At 72.7% G+C, this 24,808-nt stretch carries 19 protein-coding genes; 10 read left to right on the forward strand and 9 right to left on the reverse strand.

Annotation, left to right across the window (positions count from 1 at the left end):
- Positions 1–119: 119 nt before the first annotated feature.
- The 3 genes from BL253_RS14295 to BL253_RS14305 all read left to right on the forward strand — a co-directional run bounded on the left by BL253_RS14295 (position 120) and on the right by BL253_RS14305 (position 5,870).
- Complete coding sequence (locus BL253_RS14295; protein WP_076817167.1) at positions 120–626, forward strand: MarR family winged helix-turn-helix transcriptional regulator; 507 nt, start codon at positions 120–122, stop codon at positions 624–626.
- On the forward strand, positions 623–4,825 hold the full coding sequence (locus BL253_RS14300; protein WP_420801664.1) for an ABC transporter transmembrane domain-containing protein: 4,203 nt from the start codon (positions 623–625) through the stop codon (positions 4,823–4,825). Before BL253_RS14295 ends, BL253_RS14300 begins: the two co-directional genes overlap by 4 nt.
- A 334-nt stretch (positions 4,826–5,159) precedes the next feature.
- Positions 5,160–5,870 carry a hypothetical protein gene (locus tag BL253_RS14305; RefSeq protein ID WP_131831494.1) on the forward strand — a complete coding sequence of 237 codons (711 nt, stop codon included), beginning with the start codon at positions 5,160–5,162 and terminating at the stop codon, positions 5,868–5,870.
- Here BL253_RS14305 and eutC read toward each other — a convergent pair.
- From eutC to BL253_RS14320, 3 genes are all read right to left on the reverse strand, one after another.
- Positions 5,867–6,901, reverse strand: a complete 1,035-nt coding sequence (eutC, locus tag BL253_RS14310; protein ID WP_241834786.1) for an ethanolamine ammonia-lyase subunit EutC — start codon at positions 6,899–6,901, stop codon at positions 5,867–5,869. The genes BL253_RS14305 and eutC overlap by 4 nt on opposite strands.
- A gap of 5 nt (positions 6,902–6,906) precedes the next feature.
- Complete coding sequence (gene eutB, locus BL253_RS14315; RefSeq protein WP_076817170.1) at positions 6,907–8,349, reverse strand: ethanolamine ammonia-lyase subunit EutB; 1,443 nt, start codon at positions 8,347–8,349, stop codon at positions 6,907–6,909.
- A 252-nt stretch (positions 8,350–8,601) separates the two neighbouring features.
- The gene (locus BL253_RS14320; protein WP_076817172.1) at positions 8,602–10,242 is read right to left on the reverse strand and encodes an APC family permease; all 1,641 of its coding nucleotides are present in this window, start codon (positions 10,240–10,242) and stop codon (positions 8,602–8,604) included.
- A 215-nt stretch (positions 10,243–10,457) separates the two neighbouring features.
- Here BL253_RS14320 and BL253_RS14325 point away from each other — a divergent pair, with 215 nt between their 5' ends.
- The 4 genes from BL253_RS14325 to BL253_RS14340 all read left to right on the forward strand — a co-directional run bounded on the left by BL253_RS14325 (position 10,458) and on the right by BL253_RS14340 (position 14,708).
- A complete protein-coding gene (locus BL253_RS14325; RefSeq protein WP_241834787.1) occupies positions 10,458–11,906 on the forward strand; it encodes a class-III pyridoxal-phosphate-dependent aminotransferase in 1,449 nt (482 codons plus the stop codon).
- Between the two features lie 37 nt (positions 11,907–11,943).
- On the forward strand, positions 11,944–13,041 hold the full coding sequence (locus BL253_RS14330; protein ID WP_081438328.1) for a phosphotransferase enzyme family protein: 1,098 nt from the start codon (positions 11,944–11,946) through the stop codon (positions 13,039–13,041).
- Positions 13,042–13,836 carry a 3-oxoacyl-ACP reductase FabG gene (gene fabG / locus BL253_RS14335; RefSeq protein WP_076817177.1) on the forward strand — a complete coding sequence of 265 codons (795 nt, stop codon included), beginning with the start codon at positions 13,042–13,044 and terminating at the stop codon, positions 13,834–13,836.
- Between the two features lie 110 nt (positions 13,837–13,946).
- Positions 13,947–14,708 (forward strand): GntR family transcriptional regulator, encoded by a 762-nt coding sequence (locus BL253_RS14340; protein ID WP_076817179.1) that lies wholly within the window; start codon positions 13,947–13,949, stop codon positions 14,706–14,708.
- Between the two features lie 99 nt (positions 14,709–14,807).
- Here the strand turns inward: BL253_RS14340 and BL253_RS14345 are convergent, their stop codons facing one another.
- Positions 14,808–16,463 (reverse strand): MFS transporter, encoded by a 1,656-nt coding sequence (locus tag BL253_RS14345; protein ID WP_076817181.1) that lies wholly within the window; start codon positions 16,461–16,463, stop codon positions 14,808–14,810.
- Between the two features lie 147 nt (positions 16,464–16,610).
- Here BL253_RS14345 and BL253_RS14350 point away from each other — a divergent pair, with 147 nt between their 5' ends.
- On the forward strand, positions 16,611–17,735 hold the full coding sequence (locus BL253_RS14350) for an Lrp/AsnC family transcriptional regulator (RefSeq protein WP_076817183.1): 1,125 nt from the start codon (positions 16,611–16,613) through the stop codon (positions 17,733–17,735).
- Between the two features lie 37 nt (positions 17,736–17,772).
- Here the strand turns inward: BL253_RS14350 and BL253_RS14355 are convergent, their stop codons facing one another.
- A complete protein-coding gene (locus tag BL253_RS14355) occupies positions 17,773–18,435 on the reverse strand; it encodes a DsbA family oxidoreductase (RefSeq protein WP_076817185.1) in 663 nt (220 codons plus the stop codon).
- A 74-nt stretch (positions 18,436–18,509) separates the two neighbouring features.
- A complete protein-coding gene (locus BL253_RS14360) occupies positions 18,510–19,868 on the reverse strand; it encodes an ATP-dependent 6-phosphofructokinase (protein ID WP_081438308.1) in 1,359 nt (452 codons plus the stop codon).
- A gap of 646 nt (positions 19,869–20,514) precedes the next feature.
- Between BL253_RS14360 and BL253_RS14365 the strand changes: the two genes are divergently transcribed.
- The gene (locus BL253_RS14365) at positions 20,515–21,108 is read left to right on the forward strand and encodes a DoxX family protein (protein WP_241834789.1); all 594 of its coding nucleotides are present in this window, start codon (positions 20,515–20,517) and stop codon (positions 21,106–21,108) included.
- 225 nt (positions 21,109–21,333) lie between these two features.
- Complete coding sequence (locus BL253_RS14370; RefSeq protein WP_076817189.1) at positions 21,334–21,858, forward strand: hypothetical protein; 525 nt, start codon at positions 21,334–21,336, stop codon at positions 21,856–21,858.
- Positions 21,859–21,910: 52 nt separating this feature from the next.
- Here the strand turns inward: BL253_RS14370 and BL253_RS14375 are convergent, their stop codons facing one another.
- The 3 genes from BL253_RS14375 to BL253_RS14385 are packed head-to-tail and all read right to left on the reverse strand — an operon-like array spanning position 21,911 to position 24,767.
- Complete coding sequence (locus BL253_RS14375; protein ID WP_420801665.1) at positions 21,911–22,864, reverse strand: carbohydrate ABC transporter permease; 954 nt, start codon at positions 22,862–22,864, stop codon at positions 21,911–21,913.
- Positions 22,865–22,892: 28 nt separating this feature from the next.
- Positions 22,893–23,855, reverse strand: coding sequence for a carbohydrate ABC transporter permease (locus BL253_RS14380; RefSeq protein ID WP_076817190.1), 963 nt, complete (start codon positions 23,853–23,855; stop codon positions 22,893–22,895).
- 6 nt (positions 23,856–23,861) lie between these two features.
- Positions 23,862–24,767 carry a metallophosphoesterase gene (locus tag BL253_RS14385; protein ID WP_076817192.1) on the reverse strand — a complete coding sequence of 302 codons (906 nt, stop codon included), beginning with the start codon at positions 24,765–24,767 and terminating at the stop codon, positions 23,862–23,864.
- Between the last annotated feature and the right edge of the window lie 41 nt (positions 24,768–24,808).

The raw sequence follows: 24,808 nt of genomic DNA on the forward strand, positions 1-24,808 counted from the left end.
GTGACCGTTTGATCCAGGCTGCCTACGTGTTTAGGTGGGCACTTTCTGTAGTTGAAGTATCGGGCTACCCCTCGATGGATGTGGTTCGTTACCCGAACTAATTTGGTAGCGTCGGACCCGTGGAGACGCCGACCGAAGCCGTCGCGCCGACCGACGAGGCCAGGGCCGCCGACGTGCGGGTGCCCGTTCAGGCCGTCCGCGCGCTCGTCAGCGTGGCCCGGGTGCTCGAACGGGCGTCCGACGAGCTGAGCCTGGCGCAGTACCGGGTCCTCGCCGCCGTCGCCGCGGGTGACGAGCGGGCGTCGCGGATCGCCACCCGGCTCGCGCTCGGCAAGCCGGCCATCAGCGCGACCGTCGAGTCGCTGTGCCAGCGTGGGCTGCTGTCCCGCGGCACGGTCGACGACGACCAGCGTGCCGCCGCGCTGCGGCTCACCGACCAGGGCCGGGCCGCGCTCGACCTGGCCGAGGGAGCCATGATCGACCGGCTTGACCGGATCGCCGCCCGCGCGCCCGACCCAGCCGCGATGGCCCAGGCGCTCGCCGCGCTGGACGAGGCGGTCAACGGCTACCTCGCCGATCACCACGCCGCCTACCTCAACCGGTCGGGCGCGAAGGACCGCCGATGACCATGCCCCCGAATCTCCCGGCGTCCCCGAACGACCGGACGCCGCCGGAGGCCCACCTCGCGAACCCGCCCGCGCCGGATGGCCCGTCGCCGGATGGCCCGTCGCCGGACGGCCCGTCGCCGGACGGCCCGTCCCGAGACGGGCCGGCGGCGGGCGGGCAGGGCTGGCTCCGGCGGCTGGCGGGGTGGCTTCTGCGGCACAAGGGCGCCGTCGCGCTGGCGCTGGTCGGCTCGCTGTTCGGCAGCGGGTCGCAGGCGGTCGTCCCGCTGATCGGGCGCCAGATCGTCGACGGCGTCATCATCCGGCGCGACGCCGCGCTGTGGCCGTGGCTGCTGCTCCTGCTGCTGGCGGCGGTGGCGAGCTTCGGCTTCGCCCACCTGCGCCGTTACCACGGTGGCCGGGCGGCGCTGCTGGTCCAGTACGACCTGCGCAACGCCATGCACGACCACCTGCTGACGATGGACCAGGACAACCTGAGCCGGATGCCGACCGGCCAGCTCGTGGCCAGGGCGAACTCGGACTCGGCCCTGGTGCAGGGGCTGCTGATGTTCCTGCCGCTGCTCACCGGCAACCTGCTGATGATGGTCGCCTCGCTGGCCGTCATGTTCGTGCTGGCACCAGGCCTGGCCCTCGTCGGCCTGGTGGTCGCGCCGGCGCTGGTGGCCGTCTCCTACCGGCTGCGTGTCCGGGTGTTCCCGGCGAGCTGGGACGCCCAGCAGCGCGAGGGGGACGTGGCGCAGATCGTCGACGAGGACGTGAACGGCGTCCGGGTCGTCAAGGCGTTCGGGCAGGAGGAGCGGGAGCTGCGCCGCCTCGCGGACGCGACCGGCACCCTCTACGGCACGAAGATGCGCGCGGTGCGGCTGCGCTCCCGGTACGGCCCGCTGCTGGAGGCGGTCCCGGGCCTCGCCCAGGTCGCGATCCTCGCCCTGGGCGGCTGGCTCGCCGTCCGTGGCTCGATCACGATCGGCACGTTCCTCGCGTTCTCCACCTACGTCGCCCAGTTCACCGCCCCCGCCCGCCAGCTCGCCGGCGTGCTGACCATGGGCCAGCAGGCCCGCGCGGGCTGCGAACGGATCTTCCAGCTCCTCGACCTGCCGCCCGCGATCGCCGACCGGCCGGGCGCCGTCGACCTGTCCGAGCACGGCGGGATCCGCGGCGAGATCGTCTTCGAGGACGTCGAGTTCTCCTACCCGGGCGGCGTGCCGGTGCTGCGCGGCTTCGACCTGCGCATCGCCGCCGGCGAGCGGGTGGCGATCATCGGCCCGAGCGGCAGCGGCAAGTCGACGGTGGCCGCCCTGCTCGGCCGCTTCCACGACCCGAGCTCCGGCCGGGTGACCGTCGACGGGCACGACCTGCGCGACGTGCGGCTCGCGTCGCTGCGCCGGCAGGTCGGGTTCGCCTTCGAGGAGAGCTTCCTGTTCTCCGACACCGTCCGGGCCAACATCGCCTACGGCCGTGTCGGTGTCGGCGCTGGTGGCGGGGCGGGCGCCGCGGGCGGCCTCGGCGCCGGGGCCGAGGTGTCCCAGGAGGAGATCGAGGCGGCGGCGCGGGCCGCCGGCGCGCACGAGTTCATCCTCGGCCTGCCGCTCGGCTACGACACCGTCGTCGGCGAGCGCGGGCTGTCGCTGTCCGGGGGGCAGCGCCAGCGAGTCGCGCTCGCTCGCGCGATCCTCGCCGACCCGCGCGTCCTCGTCCTCGACGACGCGACGAGCGCCGTCGACGCCCGCACCGAGCAGGCGATCCACGACGCGCTGCGCGACGTCCTGCCCGGCCGGACCACGCTGCTGGTCGCCCATCGGATGTCCACGCTGCACCTGGCCGACCGGGTCGTCGTCCTCGACGAGGGCCGCGTGCTCGACCAGGGCACCCATGAGGAGCTGGCGGAACGCAGCGCCACCTACCGCACGCTGCTCTCGGGCCTCGACCCGGCGCTCGCGGCCGAGCTCGGCGACAGCGCCGAGGCCTTCGCCGAGATCGCCGAGGCGGCGGGCGGGCCGGCCGCCACGACGACCGAGGCGTGGGACGCCGCCAGGGCCCGCCAGGCGGCGGAACGTGCCGGCGGCGGGCTTGCCCAGGCGGTGGGCGTGGCCACCCTCGGCGCCGGGCTCGGCGGTGGGGCCTCGCGCGGCGGCGGGGCCGGCGGCGGGACGTGGCGGCTGAACCTGGCGCCCACGCCGGAGCTGCTCGCCCGGGTCGCCGCGCTGCCGCCGGTCCGCGACGAGGCGGACGTCGACCTGGCCGTGGAGAGCCGGCCCGAGCCGCGGTTCAGCCTGCCGGGGCTGCTGCGCCGGTTCCGTCGGCCGCTGTCCGTCGGCCTGCTGCTGGTCGTCATCGACGCGGCCGTGGGGCTGGCCGGCCCGACGCTCGTGAAGACCGGCATCGACCGGGGCGTCACCGACGGGACGACCGCCGTGGTGTGGGTGGCGTCGCTGGTGTTCCTGGCGCTGACGCTCGTCGACTGGCTCAACCAGGTCGCCGAGACGTTCGTGACCGGGCGGGTCGCCGAGCGCATCATGCTCTCGCTGCGGATCCGGATCTTCGCGCAGCTGCAGCGGCTCTCGCTCGACTACTACGAACGCGAGATGTCCGGCCGGATCATGACCAGGATGACGACCGACGTCGACCAGTTCGAGTCGCTCATCGAGAACGGCCTGCTCTCGGCCCTGGTCGCGTTCGTGACGTTCGTCGGTGTCGGCGTCGCCCTGCTCGTGATCAACCTCGAGCTGGGCCTGCTGACGCTGACGGTGGTGGTCCCGCTGGTAGCGGCGACCGTGCCGTTCCGCCGCCGGGCGGCGAAGCTGTACGAGCTGTCCCGGGAACGGATCGCGATCGTCAACGCGGACTTCCAGGAGAGCATCTCCGGGGTGCGCGAGGCGCAGGCGTTCGTCCACGAGGCCCGCACCGTCGAGCACTTCCACGGCCTCGGCCGGGCCTACCTGGACTCCCGGGTCGCCGCGCAGCGGGTCGTCGCCACCTACTTCCCGTTCGTGCAGTTCCTGTCGGCGGTCGCGGACGCGATCGTGCTCGGCGCGGGCTCGGCGCTCATCGCGCACGGCGAGCTGACCCCCGGCGCGCTGATCGCGTTCCTGCTCTACATCGACATGTTCTTCTCGCCGATCCAGCAGCTGTCCCAGGTGTTCGACGCCTGGCAGCAGACCAGGGTGTCGGTCGGGCGGATCGCCGAGCTGATGCGGCTGGAAACGCTGACCCCGCCGCCCGCCGAGCCGCTCGCCCCCGGCCGGCTGCGCGGCGAGCTGGTGCTCGACGACGTCCGGTTCGCCTACCCGGCCGGCCCGGTGTCCGCCGGGTCGGCGGCGGTCGCGGCCGGGCTCGCCGCCGCCCGCGGCCGAGGCGCCGGCGGCCGAGGCGCCGGCGGCTGGGCCGAGGCGCGGACCAGCGTCGCGGGGAAGGACCCGCGCACGATGGCGGCCGCGGCGGCGGCACGGGCGGCCAGGCCACCGGAGGCGTTGCGCGGGGTCGACCTGCGGGTACGCGCCGGGGAGACGGTCGCGCTCGTCGGGGAGACCGGCGCCGGCAAGTCGACGGTGATGAAGCTGCTCGCCCGGTTCTACGACCCGGACACCGGCGCGGTCCGCGTCGACGGGCAGGACCTGCGCGCCTTCGACCTCCAGGGGTTCCGCCAGCAGCTCGGCTACGTGCCGCAGGAGGCGTTCCTGTTCACCGGCACCGTCCGGGACAACATCGCCTACGGCCGTCCCGGCGCGACGGACGCCGAGGTGGAGGCGGCGGCTCGGGCGGTCGGCGCGCACGACTTCGTCGCCGCGCTGCCCGGCGGGTACCTGCACGAGGTCGCCGAACGCGGCCGGTCGCTGTCCGCCGGGCAGCGCCAGCTCATCGCCCTGGCCCGCGCCGAGCTGGTCGACCCGGCCGTCCTGCTGCTCGACGAGGCGACGTCCAACCTGGACCTGGCGACGGAGGCCCGGGTGAGCGCCGCGATGCGGCGCATCTCCCGGGCGCGCACGACGATCCTCATCGCCCACCGGCTCCAGACCGCCCGCGGCGCCGACCGCATCGTCGTCCTCGACCGCGGCCGGGTCGCCGAGACCGGCACCCACGACGAGCTGCTGGCCGCCGCCGGCCGCTACGCCGCCATGTGGCGCGCCTTCGAGCTCGTCACCACGCCGGCCGTCACCACGACGTCGACGACGGCCACCACCTCGGTGGCGGTGGACTGAGACCGCGGCCAGTTCTCGTCAACGACTCACGGGAGGACGCGCGGGCACGGCCGCGGTGAGAGGCGGCGGGCGACGCGCGATGTCCCGTTGGTCCGTTCCGCGCCTGTCCGATACTGTCGGGTCAGTCACTGACTGACCCGACAGGGATGGGTAAGCTATGCCAAGCGGTGAGCATGAATCGGCGGTTGCGACGTTCGCGGCCTTTCCGGACGTGACGGCGGCCTTGCTGGATCGGAGGTTCGGTATTGGCCTTCCGGCGCATGATGGCGCCCAACGGGGCCCCACGGTCTTCCAGAAGCTCGTACCGACCAGTTATCACGCCGACAAGACGCTGGTGTTCACCAACGTTGGCCGGCGGGTGTACGCCGTCGTCATCGAGGTGCAACGTCGATGGGTGGCGGACAAATGGGTGAAATGGAAGGTCTACGCGACCTCGCTCGAGCAGGAGCTGGATGTCGGCGTGATCCTGGCGGTCTTCTGCCCGGACCCGGAGGTGGCCGCCCGGTACCGCGGTCTGTGCGGCACGGAGAAGTTCAGTGTGCGGCTGTGGCCCTGTGTGCTGAGCCCCGACGACCTACCGTTGGTGGTGGACCCGGCGCACGCGAAGGCGAACCTCGCGCTGGCCACGCTCGCGCTGGTCTGCCACGGTGCCGACGACGTGGAAACACTCGAACCCGCGTTCACCGCGGTATACGAGGCGATGCACGACATTGACCTGGACCTGGCTCGCGAGATCTGTGACATGTTGATCGCCGGGTTGTCGAAGACAGCACGGGCACGATGGGAGGAACACATGACCGTGGTCGACTCCGAGTACCGCAGCGAGCTCTTCCGCGAGATCGAGGCAAGGGGCCGGACGGAGGGCAAGGCTGAGGGCTTGGCCGAGGCCAAGGCGGATGCGGTGCTGATCGTGTTGAGCCGGCGGGGTGTCCCCGTGCCGGACGCGGCGGCGGCGAAGATCCGTGCCTGCGCAGACCTCGACCTGCTGGACGCCTGGCTGGGACGGGCGCTGACCGCCACCAGCGCCGAGGACGTCATCGCCTAGCTTGGGAGGGCCGCCGGGCCGGTGGGGTTCTCCTTGACGAGGACGCCGGAGGTGTTCGCGGCGCGCATCGCGGTGGCCAGCGCGAGGATGCGGGTGACGGCCTGGGGGATGTCGACGCCGCGGGCGTGGATGTTCGAGATGAGGTTGCGGTCGGCGTCGGTGTGGCCGGGGCGGGGGCGCCAGGCCAGGTAGGCGCTCAGGCTTTCGGCGGTGACCAGGCCGGGGCGTTCGCCGATGAGCAGGACGACGGCGGCCGGGTCGAGAAGCTCGCCGATCTCGTTGAGGAGGCCGACGCGGGCGTTGCGGACGGCGAAGACCTGACCGACGCTCACGCCGGCCTCGCGGGCCGCGTCGAGCAGGGCAGGCAGCAGGGCCGGGACCTGGGTGTCCACCGCCGCGACGGACAGTCCATCGCCGACGACGATCTGCAGATCCGCTCCGGGCGGGCAACGGCGGGCGACCTCGGCGCGGGCCGAAGGGGACAGCCGCCGGCCCAGGTCGGGCCGGCGCAGGTAGGCAGGTCGGTCGGGCGCGGCCGAGTCGACGGCGAACAGACCGAACCGGTCGACCAGCGGTGCCAGCGAGCCGTGCTCCAGGTCCAGCGCCGCGTGGACGGCGTCCTGAGCGGCCGCGTGGTCGGCGCGCAGGGTGAGCTGGTCGGCGGTGCGCAGCGACGTGCCGGACCGGCCGAGGAACAGCCGCGCCGGCGTCACCGCCCGCACCCGGCGCGCGAACGCGGCCCCGGCGGGTCCGGCGGGTCCGGCGGCCCAGGCGGCCGGCTCGCCGCGTTCCGCGGAACGCGCGGCGGTGGCATCCGTCGGGATGTCGGCGGCCCCGGCCCGGCCCGTGAGTGGGTCGATGGGCGGGTCGGTGGGCGGGTCGGGTGGATCTTCGCGTTCCGCGGAACGCGCGGCGGCGGGCGTCGTGCCGGCGGCGGAGACGGCCGGCTCGCCGCGTTCCGCGGAACGCGGCGTGGCCGTCGGGCCGGGCTCGGCGGGCGGCCGGTCGGTGGCCGAGAGTGGCTCGGGCACCGGGCTCACCGGCCGGTGGGCAGCGCGCGGGTGGCCGACGGGATGTCCAGGACGGCCCTGTCGAGGCCGGCGAGCAGGGCGGCGGCGACCTCCGGGCCAGGGTCGGCGAGCCGGCCGGCGCGCAGCAGGCCGTGCTCGTGCAGCCAGGCGGTGTACTCCGGCGTCGCGGACAGGCCGAACAGCTCACGCATGCCGGCGGCGTCGTGGTAGCTCGTCGACTGGTAGGAGAGCATGACGTCGTCCGCGCCCGGAACACCCATCACGAAGTTGCAGCCGGCGGCTACCAGCAGGACGAGCAGGTCGTCGTTGGTGTTCTGGTCGGCGTCGACGTGGTTGGTGTAACAGACGTCGATGCCCATCGGGAGGCCGAGCAGCTTTCCGACGAAGTGGTCCTCCAGGCCGGCGCGGGTGATCTGGCGGGCGTCGGCCAGATACTCMGGGCCGATGAAGCCGACGACCGAGTTCACCAGGAAAGGCCGGTACGCGCGGGCGACGCCGTGCGCCCGGGCCTCGACGGTGAGCTGGTCCAGGCCGCCGTGCGCGTCCGCGGACAGGGCGCTGCCCTGGCCGGTCTCGAAGTACATGACGTCGTCACCGAGGAACTCGCCCGGCCGGTCGCGGTGGTGCGCGAGCACCGCCTCGCGGCCCTCGGCGAGCATCTCCAGGCTGATCCCGAACGAGCGGTTCGCCGCCTCCGTCCCGGCGACCGACTGGAACAGCAGGTCGACGGGCGCCCCGGCGGCCAGCGCCGCGAGCTGGGTGGTGATGTGCGCCAGCACGCAGCTCTGCGTCGGCAGCGCGAGCCGGCGGATCAGGTTCTGCAGGCCGTGCAGCACCGCGCCGACCCCGGCGACGGACTCGGTCACCGGGTTGACGCCCAGGACGGCGTCGCCGCAGCCGTACAGAATGCCGTCGAGGGCGGAGAGGAGAACGCCCTCGACGTCGTCGGTCGGATGGTTCGGCTGGACGCGCACGCCCAGCACGCCGGGCTCGCCCATGGTGCCGCGGCAGCGGGTGACGGTGCGCAGGGGCTTCGCGCCGACGATGAGGTCCTTGTCGCTCATGAGCTTCGCGACGGCCGCCGCCATCTCCGGGGTGATGGCCTTCGCGAGGCCCCGCTCGAACCATTCCGCCGCGAAGCCGGGGGAGAGGACCAGTTCGCGGAACTCGCCGACGGTCAGGCCCGCCAGCCCCGCGTCGCCGAACAGTGTGGCGTCGTGCTCGCGCAGGATCAGCTCGGTGACGGCGTCGTCGAGCAGCGGGGCGGCGAGGATGTCGGCCAGGCGCACGTCGGCGAGCGCGAGCTTCGCCGCGACGCGCTCGGTGGCGGTGCCGGCGGCGATCCCGGCGAGCTGGTCGCCGGACTTCTCCTCGTTCGCCTTCGCGAGCAGCACCGCGAGGTCGGGGAAGACGTAGCTGGTGCCTCGCACCGTCGCCCGGAACGTCATCGTCCGCTGCCTCCCTGGTCGTCACGACATTGCGTCATCGTCCTGTGCGCCGTCGACCGGGCGGCGGAGACTGCCGGCGGCCGACTGGCCGGAGCCCCGGTGAGCCGGAGCCCCGGTGAGCCGGAGCCTCGCTGATCTGGTGAACTCTTCGGCGCTGGAACTCCGAACATCCCACCGGATCATGGGATCAGCCATGATCCGGTGGGATCGCCGGCGCCCGCCCGCCCACTCGCCGGGCGGGTGGGCCTCCCGTCAGGCGGTTGTCGCCGTCTCACCGGCGGGCTGGGCGGGGATGGCTCCGGCCGGCGCCACGGCGTCCTCGGGCGCCCGCTCGTGGCTTTCCTCCATGACCATCCGCCCGATCGTCGCGTACTTCTCCGGGTTCTTGAACCGGATCCCGAGCGCCACCGCGAGACCGATCACGAACACGCCGAGCGCGATGTACGGCGACGCCTTGAACACCGGGCTGTCGGAGGCGGCGCCGGCGGCGAAGTCGAGGTTCTGGAACAGCAGGACGATGACGTAGATCTGCAGCGCGGCGCCGAGGACCGGCGCGACGAGGGTCCGCCACCAGGAGGCCGTCTCCGGATGCATCCTGCGGACGTGGAAGTAGCCGATGACGGCTATCGACGAGATGGACTGCACGAACAGCAGCGCCATCGTGCCGAGGATCGCCATCAGGCCGTACAGGTAGACGTACGGGACGTCGGAGACCGTGTCGGTCGGCTTCTGGAGGAAGAAGAACAGCAGCACGATGACGAGGGTGATCGCGGTCTGGACGACCGAGGAGATGTGCGGCGAGCCGTGCTTCTTGTGCGAGGCGCCGAGCGTCTTCGCCAGGCCGCCCGACAGGCCCTCCCGGCCGATCGCGTACAGGTAGCGCGAGGCGGCGTTGTGGAACGCCAGCGCGCAGGCGAACGAGCCGGTCACCGTCATGACCTTGTAGAGGTCGACGAAGAACGAGCCGAGCAGGTCGCCGGTGGGCGTGTAGAACAGCGAGAACGCGTCCGTGCGGGAGACGTCGACGGCGCCGGACCTGCCGGAGTAGGCGACCGCCATCCAGGAGACGAACGTGTAGAAGACGCCGAGGCCGATGACCGCGATCATCGTCGCCCGGGGGACGATCTTCTTCGGGTCCTTCGACTCCTCGCCGTAGACCGCGGTCGTCTCGAAGCCGACCCAGGACCACAGGGCGAAGAAGATGCCGAGGCCGGCGACGCCGACGATGGCGCCGTCGGAGCTGGCGGGCACCGACTTGAACGCGCCGACCGGGTTGATGGCGTCGGGGAGCAGGCCGTCGGGTCCGCCGCCGGTGAACAGCACGCCGAACGACATCACCAGCAGCAGGATGACCTCGGTGACGAGGAAGACGCCGAGGATCTTGCCGGAGATCGCGATGTTGAAGTAGCCGAGCACCGCGATGACCGCGATGCTGACCAGGGCGTACCAGACCCAGGAGACCGACGGCGCGCTGAACACCGTCTCCATCGTCGTCTTCGCGAACGACGACAGAATGCCGATCAGCGAGCCCTCGAAGACGATGTAGCACATCGTCGCGAGGAAGCCCGAGGCCATGCCGGCGGCCTGGCCGAGGCCCTGGGAGATGAAACCGTAGAACGCGCCCGTCGCGGTGATGTGCTTCGTCATCGCGACGTAGCCGACGGAGAAGATCGTCAGAATGATGGTGGCGACGAGGAACGCCGCCGGGCCGTGGATGCCGTCGCCGTAACCGACGGCGATCGGCAGGTTGCCGGTCATCGCGGTGATCGGTGCGGCGTTGGCCGTCACCATGAACAGGACTCCGAAGAGACCGATCGTGCCCGGCCTGAGCCGCTGCACGCCGCTGGTKCTGGCGGCGGCTACTGGAGCCGCGGCCTCGCTCTGCACGCTCACCTTGTGGCTACCTCCCGCTGTGCGCGGCCGCTGCGGCGGCGCGCGTATCGGGGCGATCGTGGCCCCTGCGCAGGGGGCGCCACAAGGCGGGGTCAGACCTTTTCACACGCCGAAACAGGCCACAACGTGGCGGAAACGTAAACGGTACGTACCTTTACCAGACCACTGGCCTCGGGCCGCGCTACGGTCGACCCGTGGGCAACCGTGACAGCGCCGTGAGCACCACCGTGGACTCCGACAACCCCGCCCGTGACCCCGTCGGCACCCTCGCCAACGCCCCTGTCGGCGGCTCCGCCTCGGCCGCCCCTGGCGCGGCCCGCGACGACCTCGTCGACCGGCTGCTGGCGACGCCGAAGGCCGACGTGCTCGCCGCCAGCGAGCGCTACTGGAACCCGAGCAAGACGAGGTTCTGGACCGACGCCGGGACCCCGCTCGTCATCGGCGAGCGCGCGGGCTACCTGCTGCACGACCTCGACGGCAACACCCTCGTCGACGTCCACCTCAACGGCGGCACCTACAACCTCGGCCACCGCAACCCCGAGGTCGTCGCGACGCTCGTCGCCGCGCTCGCGCATCTCGACATCGGCAACCACCACTTCGCCGCGCTCGGCCGGGCGGCACTGTCCGAGGCGCTGGTCACCTCCGGGCCGATCCCGGACGGCAAGGTCACGTTCGGTGTCGGCGGCGGGGAGGCGGTGGACCTCGCGCTCAAGTCGGCCCGCTACGCGACCGGACGCCTCAAGATCGTGTCCGCGATCGGCGCGTTCCACGGCCACACCGGCCTCGCCGTCGCGGCCGGCAACGACCGCTACGCCGATCGCTTCCTCGCCGGCCGCCCCGACGAGTTCATCCGGGTCCCGTTCAACGACCTCGACGCGATGGCGGCCGCGCTGGCCGGGGGTGACGTCGCGGCGGTGCTGCTGGAGACCATCCCGGCGACGTCCGGCTTCGTCATGCCCGAGCCCGGGTACCTGGCCGCCGTCGCCAAGCTGTGCGCCGCGGCCGGCACGCTCTACATCGCGGACGAGGTGCAGACCGGCCTCGGCCGCACCGGCGAGCTGTGGGGCATCACCAAGCACGGCGTCACGCCCGACATCCTGGTGACCGGCAAGGGCCTCTCCGGCGGGATCTACCCGGTGTCGGCGACGATCCTCGGCCCGGCCGCCGCCGGCTGGCTGGAGGAGGACGGCTTCGCGCACATCTCGACGTTCGGCGGCTCGGACCTGGGCTGCGTCGTCGGCCTGCGCACCCTGGAGATCACCCGGCGGCCGGCGACGCGGGACCGGGTGGACACGCTGATCAGGACGTTCGCCGAGGGCCTGACCGCCATCGCCGCCGACAACCCGGACTGGCTGGTCGAGATCCGCCAGGACGGCCTGGTCATCGGCCTGCGCTTCGACCATCCGCAGGGCGCCCGGTTCGTCTCCCGGCGCCTCTACGAGCACGGGATCTGGGCGATATTCTCCGCCCTCGACCCGCGCGTGCTGCAGTTCAAGCCGGGCCTGCTGCTGTCCGACGAACTGGCCGCCGACCTGCTCGAACGCACCGCTACGGCGGTTCGGCTGGCACATCAGGACGCGCTGTCCGGGGTGGAGCTGGCGCCCGACCGGGCCGAAAGCCGCGCGATGATGGCGAGGCCTCGCGCGGCTGGAGGCCCCAGTTGACACAGCCACCGGCGAACAGGTGACCGCGTAGATGACGATGACCGACCCGGCCGCCACGGGGGACGCCACGGCGGACGTCGCCGTCACCGGCGAGCTGGAGGCGCTGGACGCGCTGCTCCCGGAGGTGCTGGCCGCCTACGACCTCGGCGCGCGGCCGGAGGTCTCGCTGCTGAACCTGTCCGAGAACGCGACCTACCGGGTCGACGACCCGGCCAGCGGCCGGCGGTTCGCGCTGCGGCTGCACCGCCCCGGGTACCACAGCCCGGCCGAGATCCACGGGGAGCTGGCCTGGGTCGCGGCGCTGCGCGCCGACGGGGTCGTGCGGACCCCGCCGGTGATCCCGAACCGGGCCGGCGAGGTGCTCACCACGGTGCGGCCGCCGGGCGTCGGTGACCGGCAGGCCGTGCTGTTCGCCTGGGTCGACGGCCGAGCGCCGGAGCCCGACGACACCGCCGAGCTGATCTCCTCCTTCGCCACCCTGGGCGACATCGCCGGCCGGATGCAGCTGCACGCCCGCGGCTGGGGCCGGCCGCCGGGCTTCGCCAGGTTCGAATGGAGCCTGCCGACGACCATCGGCCCCGACGGCCGCTGGGGCGACTGGCGGACCGGCCTGGCCTGGGCACTGGCCGGCGGCGGCGACGCGCGGCCGTCCCGGACCGGCGCGCCCGCGGCCGAGCGCGAACTGATGACCCGCGCCGCCGTGACCGTCGAGGGCCTGGTCGAGGAGTTCGGCGCCGGCCAGGACCGGTACGGCCTGATCCACGCCGACATGCGGCTGGCGAACCTCATGGTCACCGCCGACGAGGCGATCACCGTCATCGACTTCGACGACTGCGGCCTCAGCTGGTACCTGTTCGACCTCGCCGCGGCGCTGTCGTTCATCGAGCACCATCCGGCGATGCCCGACCTGGTCGCCGCCTGGCTCGCCGCCTATCGCCACCACGTCCCGCTGACCGCCGACGACGTGGGCATGGTGTCGACGTTCATCCTGCTGCGGCGGCTGCAGCTGACCGCGTGGCTGGGCACCCACCCGCACGCCGACGCCGTCGACGACGTCGCCGCGTTCGCCCGCGCGACCCTCGGCCTCGCCGACCGCTACCTCTCCGGAACCTTGCTGCCAAAGGGGATCGCCTAGATGTTCACACCCGTCGACGGGCGCACGGTCGTCGTCACCGGTGGCACCCGGGGGATCGGGAAGGGCATCGCCCGGGTCTTCGCCGGCGCCGGCGCGAACGTCGTCATCACCGGCCGGGACGCCGCCGTCGCCGAGGCGGCGGCCGACGAGCTGGCCAAGGCCGGCGGGACGGTCTCGTACGTCGTCGCCGACGTGGCGTCAGCCGCCGACACGTCACGGCTGGCGGACGAGGTGCTCGCCCGCCACGGCGGCGTCGACGTCGTCTGCGCGAACGCCGGCATCTTCCCAAGCGCCCCGCTCGCGACGATGACCGAGGCGGACATCGACGAGATGCTCGGCATCAACGTCAAGGGCGCGATCCTCACCGTCCAGGCGTTCCTGCCCGCGCTGAAGGCCTGCGGACACGGCCGGGTGATCCTCACGTCATCGATCACCGGCCCGTACACCGGATACCCCGGCTGGTCGCACTACGGCGCGTCGAAGGCCGCCATGCTCGGTTTCATGCGGACGGCGGCGATCGAGCTCGCCCCACACCGGATCACCGTCAACGCGATCCTCCCCGGCAACATCGTCACCGGGGGCCTGTCCGAGCACGGCGACGACTACCTGAGCGCGATGGTGGCCGCCATCCCGATGCGGCGCCTCGGCGAGGCCGAGGAGATCGGCCACGCCGCCCTGTTCCTCGCCACCGACGAGGCCGCCTACATCACCGCCCAGTCCCTCGTCGTGGACGGCGGCCAGGTCCTGCCCGAATCCCCGACCGCCATGGACGACGTCGCCATGGACGACGTCTGAGCCCTCCGCCCGGCGGTGGCGCCCCGGCCCACGAGACCCCGACCGGCACCGCCGAGCGCGGGTCGGCACGCGAGGTTCGCTCATCGCCGGACGTCGGCCAGACTGGAGCGGTGGTTCTTCAGCTCGACCCCTCCGGCCCGCTCGGCCCGACCGCCACCGACGTCCGGCGCCGGCTGCGCCAGCTGGTCACCGACGGGTCCCGCGGCCCCGGGGAGCGCATCGGCGGCGAGCGCGACCTCGCCGCCGCGCTCGGCGTCAGTCGCGCGACCCTGCGCCAGGCGCTGACGGCGCTCGAGCGGGAGGGCGTCATCCTGCGGGTCCGCGGCCGGGGCGGCGGCACCTTCGTCGCGCCCCGCAAGGTCGAGCGCGACCTGTCCCGGATCGTCGGCGTGCCCGAGCTCCTGCGCACCCAGGGCTTCACCGCCGGCTCGCAGGTGGTGAGCGCTGCCCTGGAGCCCGCCGACGAGGTCGTCGCGGCGGCGCTGGCGCTCGCCCCCGGCGATCCGGTCGCGCGGATCCTGCGGATCCGCCTCGCCGACGGCGGCCCGATCTCCCTGGAGAACGCCTGCTTCCCGGCGCGCCGCTTCCCCGGGCTGTTCAACCTGCCGCTCGCCGGCTCCCTCTACGAGCTGTTCGCCGCGGAGTACGGCGTCCGCCCGGGCGAGGCCGTCGAGCAGATCGAGGTGGTGCTCGCGGGCGAGGAGGAGGCCGCGTTGCTGCGCGCCACCGTCGGCGCGCCGCTGCTCGCCCTGCAGCGCACCACCTACGACCCGGCGGGCGAGCCCTTCGAGCACTCGCACGACCTCTTCCGCGCCGACCGCATCCGCATCGTCGTCCGCTCGGCCGGCGCCGCGGTCGCCACCACCCGCTGACCCGCGTCGTCGCCCGACGCCACGGGACGTCCCGTCAGACTCCAGGGCCACCACCAGCGCCGTCTCGTGCCCCCGACGTCTGACAGGACGTCCGGCCCCTCAGGTCGCGGGGCTGGCGGACTCGGCCGGCGCCTCCGGAGCGGCCCGCTCCCCGGGCTGGGCCGGGGCGGACGCACCGGCGCCGTCGCCGGCCGACGCCAGCGCCGGGGCGGCGCCGTTCGGGGCGGCCCCCGCGGGCGGCGCCTGCTGGGGGACGGCGGCGAAGTCCTTGCCGCGGATGAGGGCGAGGGCGAGGACGCCGCCGACGATCCCGAGGACGCCGGCGGTGACGAACAGGTCGTTCAGCGCGCCGGCGAAGCTGGCGTGGATCGCCTCGGTGAGGGTGCCCCGGACCGCGGCCGGCGCGGCGCCGATCGCCTGGCCCGCGGCGCCGCCGTGCACCGCGTCGGCGATCTGCTGCTCGCGCCCGGCCAGCTCCGGGGTGCCGGCGAGGCGGTCGCCCAGGCCGTGCGCGAGGCGGGCGGTGAAGATCGAGCCGTAGGCGGCGGTGCCGACCGCGATGCCGACCTGCCGGAACGTGGTGTTCACGCCCGACGCCATGCCGGACCGGAAGGGGTGCACGACGCCGACCGCGGTCGAGGCGAGCGGCGGGTTCACCAGGCCGGACCCGGCGCCCGCGACGACGAAGCCGGGGATCAGGTGCGTCCAGCTGGAGCCGGCGTCCAGCCCCGCCATCAGCAGCAGCCCGACGCCGACGAGCGCGAGGCCGGGGCCGATGAGCCAGCGGACCGGCACGAACGTCGACAGCCGGCCGGCGACGGTGGAGACGACCATCGCGGTGACGGACAGGATCAGCAGGCGCACACCGGCCCGCAGCGCCGAGTAGCCCAGGTCGTTCTGCAGGTAGACCGTCAGGTAGAGCAGCATCGCGTACAGCGAGCCGTTCATCGCGAACGCGGCGACGGAGCCGCCGAGGAACGTCGGGATCCGCAGCAGCGACAGGTCGAACATCGGGTGCGCGACCCGCGTCTCGGCGACGACGAACGCGATGAGGAGCAGCGCCGCCAGGACGAAGCAGACGATCACGCCGCCGTCGCCCCAGCCGTCCTCGCTGGCCCGGATGAGCCCGTAGACGAGCGCGACCAGGCCGGACGTGAGCGTCGCGAACCCGGCCCAGTCCGGCCGGTGGGACTGCGGGGCGCGCGACTCCTCCACCTTCCGCAGGGTGATCGCGATGGCCGCGACGCCGATCGGCAGGTTCACCCAGAAGATGCCGCGCCAGCTGACCCCGCTGGTGATCAGGCCGCCGAGGATGGGGCCGAGCGCCGTCGAGACGCCGGCGACCGCGCCCCACGCGCCGAACGCGACGCCGCGCTCCCGGCCGTGGAAGTTCATGGCGAGCAGCGCGAGCGAGGTGGCGAACATGATCGCCCCGCCGATGCCCTGCAGCGCGCGGGAGATGATCAGCATCATCGGCGTCTGCGCGGCCGCGCACAGCGCGGAGCCGGCGGTGAAGACTCCCAGCCCGATGAGGAACAGCCGCCTGCGGCCGTACCGGTCGGCCAGCGACCCGGAGGTCAKCAGCAGCGCCGCGAGGGTGAGGGCGTAGGCGTCGACCACCCACTGCACGTCACTGAAGCTGGTGTGCAGCTCCCGCTGGATGTCGGGCAGCGCCACCACGACGATCGTGATGTCGAGCAGCAGCATGAACGTCGCCGCCAGCACCGCGACCAGCGTCCACCATTTACGTTCCATCGACCCTCACCCATCTCCGACCGGGCGCGCCTCGCGACCCGGGCGACCTCGACGGCGGGGCCGTCCCGCGCCGCCGGTGTCCCACTCTGCCGAAGGTCGCCGAACAAAGGCCCCACTGCCGGGGCGCGGTGTAGATTTCCATCCGTGATGGCGACGGCACTGCGGGGATCCGACACCTCGCGGGCCCGAAACGTGGTGACCGATCCGGACGACCTGCGGATCATCCGTGCCCTGCAGCTGGCGCCGCGGGCCTCCTTCACGCGGATCGCCGCGGTGCTCGGCCTGACGGAGCGCACGGTCGCCCGGCGCTACGGGATGCTGCGCCGGGACGGGATCCTGCGGATCTTCGGCGTCGTCAACCTGGCCACGGCCGGCGAGCACCCCTGGAACGTCCGGGTGCACTGCCGGYCCGACGGCGCCGAGGCGCTGGCGTCGGCGCTCGCGCGGCGTGACGACATCGTCTGGGTGGTCCTGGCGTCGGCGGGATCCGAGGTGGCGTTCTGCATGCGGTCCCTGTCAGCTGAGCCGCGCGACACCCTGCTGACCCGCCGGCTGCCGCGCGCGACCCACGTCCTGAACGTCGAGGCGTCCGTCGTGCTGCACACCTTCGTCGGCCAGCACGCCGACGACTGGGGAGGGCTGGCCGGTCACCTCACCGCCGACGAGACCGCCGCGCTGCGCGCCGCCGCGGCCCCGCTGACGCCACTGGCCCCGCTGACGCCACTGGCCCCGCTGACGACCGTCGAGGCGGGCGGGACCCTGCCGCTGGACCCGGTCGACGACGCGATCGTCGACGTCCTGGCCCGTGACGGCCGCGCCAGCTACGCCGAGCTCGCCGCCGCGGCCGGGATCAGCGAGGGCCGGGTGACCCGCCGGCTCGGCACGCTCCTGCGGAGCGGCACGGTGATCATCGACATGGACCTGGCCATGCCGGCGCTCGGCCATGACGTGAAGGCCCACCTGTACATGCGGGTCAGTCCGGCGCGGCTGCACGAGACGGGGCGGGCGCTCGCCTCGCTGCCGGAGGTCGCCTTCGCCGCGGCGCTGTCCGGCCCGCACAACCTCGTGGCCGCGGTCGTCTGCCGCGACCTGACGGACCTGTACGCCTTCACCACCGACCGTGTGGGCCCGCTCGACGGCGTGCAGACGCTGGAGATCTCGCCCGTGTTCCGCGTCATCAAACAGGCCGGTGGCCACAACGACGAGGGCCGCCTGCTCGATCCGCTGCCCGCCGCCCGCCAGCGTCCCGAGCCGGCCGCCCGAGAGGGCTAGGGCGTGGCGAGGAGAGCTTAGGACGCGGCCGCGAGGGCTAGGACGCGGCCGTGGCGTCGGCGGTCACCAGGTCCCAGGCCTTGGCGAGGGCCTTCTCGAAGGTCTCGCGGGGCTGGGCGCCGCTGACGGCGTACCGGGACTGGACGAGGAAGTAGGGGACTCCGCCGATGCCGAGCTGGCGGGCGCGAGCCTCGTCGGCACGGACCTCGTCGGCGAACTCGCCGCCCGCGGCGACCTCGCGGACCCGGGCGCGGCCGAGGCCGAGGACGGCGATCGTGTCGGCGAGCACGTCGGGGTCGGCGAGGTTGGCGCCCCGGGTGAAGTAGGCGGCGAACAGCTCCTCGGCGGCCGCGGCCTCCAGGTCCTCGGTCGCCGCGTACCGCAGGACGCGGTGGGCGGCGAAGGTGTTGGTGGGCTTGAGGGCGGCGAAGTCGAAGGTCAGGCCGACGGTCGCTCCCATCGCCGAGACCCGCTCGTTCATCGCGATCGCCTGCTCGAGGGAGACGCCGTACTTGGCGGCGAGGAGCTCGTGGATCCCACCGGGGGGTGTCGTGGGCGCGTCCGGGTCGAGCTCGAAGCTGTGCCAGCGGACCTCGACCTCGTCGGCGTGCTCGAAGGTGGCCAGCGCCCCCTCGAAGGACCGCTTGCCGATGTAGCAGAACGGGCACGCGACGTCCGACCAGATGTCGATCTCCAGCATGACCTCTCCCAGTCCTAACCTGAAGCCGAGCCTCACCCGAAGCCGCCCCGACGCGGGTCGACGTTACTGGGGAGTCACAGGAAGCGGGGCGGCTGGCCAGTGGCTTCCAGGACCGACATCCACAGGTCGCCGGACGGGTCGACCTGGTTGCGGTGGCCGATCGCCAGCGGGAGCGGGATGTGGATGAACCGGCGCCGCCAGCGGCCGACGACCATCTCGGTGCGRCCCGCCATCGCCGCGTGCACGGCGGCGTGCGCGAGCCGGATGCAGTACACGCTGTCGTACGGGTTCGCCGGCACGCTGCGGATCACGTAGCTCGGGTCGATGTACTTCAGGTTCATCTCGACGCCGACGGACTGGAAGTGGTCGGTGATCCGGCGGCTGAGGAACTGGCCGACGTCGTGGAGCCTCCGGTTGCCCGACGCGTCGGTGCCGGTGAGGTGGCCGCCGTTCTCCGCGGCGGACAGCTCCTGGCCCGCGCCCTCGGCGGCGACGACGACCGCGTGGCCGGTCTCCTCCACCCGCCGTCGCAGGTAGTTCAGCAGCCCGTCCTCGCCGTCGAGCGTGAACGGGACCTCGGGAATGAGCACCACGTCGGCGTCGGACTTGGCCAGCGACGCGTAGCAGGCGATGAACCCGGAATGGCGGCCCATGAGCCGGACCAGGCCGATGCCGCCGGGCGCGCTGGTCGCCTCCGCGTKGGCCGCGGCGATCGACTCGGACGCCTTCGCGAACGCGGTCTGGAAACCGAAGCTCTGGTCGAGGAACGGGATGTCGTTGTCGATGGTCTTCGGGATGCCGACGACCGCTATTTTCTCGCCGCGTTCGGCGGCCACCCGGGCGATCTCGCCGGCGCCGCGCAGCGTCCCGTCACCACCGATGACGAACAGAATGCTGATGTTCATCCGGGACAGGCAGTCGACGATCTCCTCCGGGTCCTGCTGGCCGCGGGAGGTGCCGAGAATCGTGCCGCCGTCCTCGCCGATCGTCGCGACCGTCTCCGGAGTGAGGTCCAGCACGTCGTGCCCGTACCTGGCGATGAACCCCCGGTAACCGTTACGGAAACCGAAGATGCGGGTCACGCCGTAATGGGTGGTGAGCTCGGTCACCACGCCGCGGATGACGTTGTTCAGACCGGGGCACAGGCCGCCGCAGGTGACGATGCCCACCCGGGTTTTCGCCGGGTCGAAGTAGATCTTCCGGCGGGGCCCGGCGGCCTCGAAGCTGGGTAGTTCCTCGATCGGCACTTTTCGTGCCGACACCATGGCCAATGTGTCGTCGAAGAGGACCTTGTCGGCCTCGTCGATGTAGTGCTCCGTGGTCGGCCGTTCACCGAGCAATGGGAGCAGCGGGGAGGTCACCCGGCACGGTCCGAGCGTCCGGACCGCCAACGCCTCATGATCGACGTTCAGTGGTCCGCTCAGCGTAGCCACCGTGCCCCGACCCTCTCCTCGCCCGCTCCGCCCGATGACTCCGGGCCACCTCACGGCTGATCTGATGACCGCGATCCGTCAATCGTGATCCTGGCTATCTTGGTCTCGGCCGTTTGGAGATCCTCAGCTGTTCCAAGACTTTCTCCGAGCCTACCGTCTCACCGCGCCGCCAACCGGCGCCTGCCGGAACGCACCAGGCTGACCGTACGAACGGCCACACAGCGTCACCATCCAGTGCCGTCGAGCAAGGCAAGAACACGGCGGCCGACCCGCCGACCGTCGGGGAAAGTGATACGCGGGGACCGGATGGGCAGGTCATGGTGACGGGCCACGGTATTCACGACCTCCCGTTGTCAGGGTGAGCCGCCCCTGGAATGGGCCCATTGGCGCCGTGCCGGAGACGGAGGTTCTCCGTCTCCGCCTTCGACGGGCCTCAAGATTCTGACTTTGGAGGCCGCGGGCGCGTGAACCTGCCCGAAGTGCCCATGGCTGGCCTCGTCGGCGGCGTGCTTGACCCGACGTTCCCTCGGCTCACCTTTCCGGGGTGACGAAGGTCGGGTGCGGGGCTACGCGTGATGGATTGGAGGCATGCTGTGACGACGTCGTGGGGCTGGGCGCGGCGCGACCTGGGCGGACGGGAGCTTCGGTGACCACATCGGGTGACGACCGGCGGCATGTCTCGGCGGCGCGGACGCGACGGGCGGCGCAGGCCCGCCCGGTAGGGGCGTGGCCAGGGGTGCGGGCCATGCCGGCGGCGTCCGGACGCGACGTCGGCCTGCTCCTGCTCCGCGCCACCATCGGCGTGATCATGTTCGGGCACGGCACGGAGAAACTGTTCGGCTGGTTCGGGGGTGGCGGGCTGGACGCCACCGGGGCGTCCTTCAGCAAGCTCGGCTATCCGGCGAGCCGGGTGTTCGCGGCCGTCGCCGGCGTCACCGAGTCCCTGGGTGGGGCCGGCCTCGCGCTGGGGCTGCTCACACCGCTCGCCGGGGCCGCGGTCCTCGGTGCCATGATCAATGCGATGGCGGTCGTCTGGCACGGCAGCCTCTACGGGGACAACGGTGTCGAGTACGAGGTGCTCCTCGCGGTGACCGGCGCGTCCCTGGCGTTGACCGGCCCCGGTCGCCACTCGATCGACCACCACCTTCTCGGGCTCGGCGAGCCACGCTGGCCCGTCGGTGCCGCCGCGATCATCCTCGGCTTCGTCCTCGCCGCCGTCGTCCTGCTCATCCGCGGCTGACGGCGCTCAGCCCGTCCCGAAAACGGGCAAAACGCCCGGGTCCCGCCCTGGAACGCTTCCGCCGACCGGGCGACAGCATTGTCGCGTGTCGTGTCCGAGGCCCGACAACAAAGCGCCGTACCGCCGGCCGAATCGCTCCGTAGCATCGACCCGGAAACAATGATGACTTCGACGGAGAAGGCGGCCGACCATTCCCGTCCGCCGTCCGGCCAGCGGGAGGAAAGAATGAGCACGACCGCCTCGTCCATTGTCAGTCTGTCCAAGGACAGTGTCATCGTCGCGACGCCCACCGGTCAGGTGGCGCTGTTCCCCGGCTGGCGTGGCCCGGCGGCGGTGTGGGTGAAGGGGCGGGGCAACGCCTACGAATGGGGCGTTTTCGCGGTCTCGGCGACCGAGGTCGCGTTCGCGTCCCCGCGCGGCGAGCTGTTCCGGGCGCCCCGGCAGGGCACCGCCGTCAGCTGGCCGTGGTGGTCCGGCCGGATGATCGCCCACCTGCGGCTTCCGGACAGTCAGAAGCACGCCGTCGCCTTCAGCCGCCCGTTCCCCGAGATGCCCGGGCCGGACCCGGCCGCCACCCGCCTCGCCGTCGAGGTGCTGGGCGCCGGCGGCGTCCTGGCGGCCGGCGGCACGCACGCGCTGGAGAGCACCCGCATGTACACCGAGATCGGCGAGGCCGTCCGCGGCCTCGTGGACCTTGTGGCGGGATCCCGTCGCTCGAAGGCCGTCCGCGCGCTTCTCGCCTCCGCCTGACGCCGCCGACGGCCGGGGTGGGCAGGCGCTCGGCGCCCTGCCCACCCCGGTCTCAGCGCAGGCCGGAGCGGACGAAGGCGTCGATGACCTGGCGCTGCAGCACCACGTAGAGGGCGAAGATCGGCAGGCAGGCGAGACCCGAGGCGGCCATGATGGCGCCCCAGTCGTTGCCCTCCTGGGTCAGGTAGCCGCGGATCCCGAGCTGGATCACCGAGTTCGCCCGCTGCAGCACCAGCGCCGGCCAGAAGTACTCGTTCCAGGCGCTGATGAACAGCAGGATCCCCAGCGACGCGAGCACCGGGCGCATGTTCGGGACGACCACCGTCCACAGGGTCGTCCAGGACCCCCGCCCGTCGATGCGGGAGGCGTCGAGCAGCTCGCGCGGGAACGCCTGCATGTGCTGGCGCAGCATCAGCACCGCCAGCGCCGAGCACAGGCTCGGCACGATGACGCCCGCCAGGGTGTTCAGCAGGCSCAGCTGGTTGAGCACCAGGTAGTTGGAGATCATCGTCACCTGGAACGGGACCAGCCAGGTGGCGACGAACAGCAGGAACAGGACGTTCCTGCCACGGAAGTCCCAGGCCGCGAACGCGTAGGCGGCCAGCAGGCAGACGAGCAGCTGGCCCACCGTCGACCCGAGCGCGATGACCAGTGTGTTGGCCAGCAGCACCGGGACGTCCAGCGTGTCCAGGACGTAGGTGTAGTTGCGCGCCGACATCGGCCACGGCAGCGGGTTCTGGCTGAGGATGTCGCCGGGCCGCCGGACCGACCCGGCGTACATCCAGTAGATCGGGACGATGCTGGCCAGGCTCAGCACGACCATCACCGCGTGTCGGCCGGCCGTCGCCGCCCAGGCCCACCGCGGCCTCGGCGGCATGCCGGCCGCTGACCCACCAGGGGCTGGCGTGCCGGCGCCCGGCGTGCCCCAGGTCGCGGTGCCGCCGGTGTCGTCAGCCTCGGCCGGGATGAGGCTCATCGTCACGCGCTCCTCGCAGTCGTCGATCATCGGTCGGTCGTCATCGGTCGGTCGGCCGTCAGTTGTCGTGGAAGCTGAAACGGTCGGCAAGCGCCACCAGCCCGGCGGCGATGAGGCCGAAGACGACGAAGAACACGATCCCGGCGGCCGAGGCGAGGCCGGAGTCGAAGTTGCGGAAGCCCAGCTCCCAGAGCAGGTAGTAGACGTTCGTCGAGCTTTCCGCCGGGCCGCCCTGGGTGAGGGAGTCCAGCAGCGGGAAGGTCCACTGCCCGGAGAGCAGCACGGTCATCAGCACCAGGAACAACAGCGTCGAACGCAGCAGCGGCAGCGTGACCCAGCGCAGGATCTGCCAGCCGGTCGCCCCGTCGATCGCGGCGGCCTCGCCGTAGTCGGCGCTGATCCCGGTCAGGCCCGCTGAGACGACGAGCACGGCGAAGCCGCACATCGACCACGCGGTGATCGCGAGGATGGCTGGCAGCGCGGTCGACTCCTCCCGCAGCCAGTTGTGCGGAGCCAGGCCGAACCAGCCGAGCGCCTGGTTGGACAGGCCGGTCGGGTCGAGCAGCCAGCGCCACACCGCCGCCGCCGCGACCGGCGCGACGAGTATCGGCGTGAACACGAGCGCCCGGTAGACGTCGCGCGAACGGCCACCGAGCCGGCGGGTCACCAGCGCGACCGCGGTCGGCAGCACCACCGAGAACGGCAGCAGGCAGACGATGTAGATCACGGTGTTGACGGCGGCGTGCCGCAGGCCGGCCTGGGTGAACACCTGGCGGTACTTGTCGAGTCCGACGTAGGTCATCGGCGACGTCGGCAGCAGGTTCCAGTCGTAGAAGGACAGCTGCACGGCCTCGACGAGCGGCTTGTACGTCCAGAGCACCAGGCAGGCGAGCGCGGGCAGCAGGTACAGGTAGGGCGGGGTGGCCGCGAGCAGGCGCCGGGCCAGCGCCGGCCGGGCCGCCTGGACGGCGGCCCGGCCCTCGCCGGCGAGCGTCGCGGGGACGGCGAGCTCGACGAACATCGGCGCCTATACCTCGGTGAGCTTCTCGAGGTCACGCGCCGCCGTGTCCGCCTCGGCGTTGAACTCGTCGGCGAAGCGGGCCAGCGTCTCCGGCGTCAGCTCGTAGATCTTGTCACCGACCGTCACCGGGATGACCGTGGCGACGGCCTGGCCGGGGTAGACGTCGACCCGGGTGAACAGGCCGCCGGTCACGCCCGCGTAGCCGCCGGCCGGGCCGAGCGCGCGCGCCGAGTAGGCGACGGCGCCCGCGACCAGGACGGGCACGCCGCCGAGTACCCCGGCCGTGGCGTGGTGCGCGTGCCCGCACAGGATGATCCGCACGTCGGTGCCGGCGATGACCTTGGCGAGCCGCTCCGGCTCGGCCAGCACCATCGAGTTCAGCATCGCGATCGGCGACGGCACCGGCGGGTGGTGCAGCGCGAGGATCGTGCCGGCCGGCGCCGGGGTGGCGAGCTCGGCGGCGAGCCAGTCCAGCTGGGCGTCGGTGAGCTCGCCGAGCACCTCGCCCGGCTCGGTCGAGTCGAGCGCGATGATGCGCAGGTCGCCGGCCCAGTGGACGTGGTCGTAGGGCTCGGTCGTCGGCTCGGCGTCGAGCAGGCCCTCGCGGAACGGCCCACGGTTGTCGTGGTTGCCCATCAGGTAGAGCACGGGCAGGCCGAGCCTGCCCGCGCGCTTCTCGACGTAGGCGCGCAGCCGCCGGTAGGAGGCCAGGTCGCCGGCGTCGGCCAGGTCGCCGGTCAGCAGCAGCGCCGCGACGTCGAGGCCGGACTCCTCGATCTGGTCGAAGGCGGCGGCGACGTTGGGCAGGGTGTCGAACATCCCGTGGTAGAGCTCGCCCTCGGGAACGATGTGGGTGTCCGAGAACTGGATGACGGTATGGGTCGGGGTCGGCGTGTCGGTGATCAGGCGCATGGTGGGCTCCGCGTTTCTGTCGCTGGGAGACATAGGCCGCC

Source organism: Pseudofrankia asymbiotica (assembly GCF_001983105.1).
GTDB lineage: Bacteria > Actinomycetota > Actinomycetes > Frankiales > Frankiaceae > Pseudofrankia > Pseudofrankia asymbiotica.

Coding starts and splice junctions, on each gene's coding strand:
- BL253_RS14300 (WP_420801664.1), top strand. CDS start 623: ATGACCATGCCCCCGAATCTCCCGGCGTCCCCGAACGACCGGACGCCG.
- BL253_RS14330 (WP_081438328.1), top strand. CDS start 11,944: ATGACCGACCCGGCCGCCACGGGGGACGCCACGGCGGACGTCGCCGTC.
- fabG (WP_076817177.1), top strand. CDS start 13,042: ATGTTCACACCCGTCGACGGGCGCACGGTCGTCGTCACCGGTGGCACC.
- BL253_RS14355 (WP_076817185.1), bottom strand. CDS start 18,435: ATGCTGGAGATCGACATCTGGTCGGACGTCGCGTGCCCGTTCTGCTAC.
- BL253_RS14370 (WP_076817189.1), top strand. CDS start 21,334: ATGAGCACGACCGCCTCGTCCATTGTCAGTCTGTCCAAGGACAGTGTC.
- BL253_RS14380 (WP_076817190.1), bottom strand. CDS start 23,855: ATGTTCGTCGAGCTCGCCGTCCCCGCGACGCTCGCCGGCGAGGGCCGG.
- BL253_RS14385 (WP_076817192.1), bottom strand. CDS start 24,767: ATGCGCCTGATCACCGACACGCCGACCCCGACCCATACCGTCATCCAG.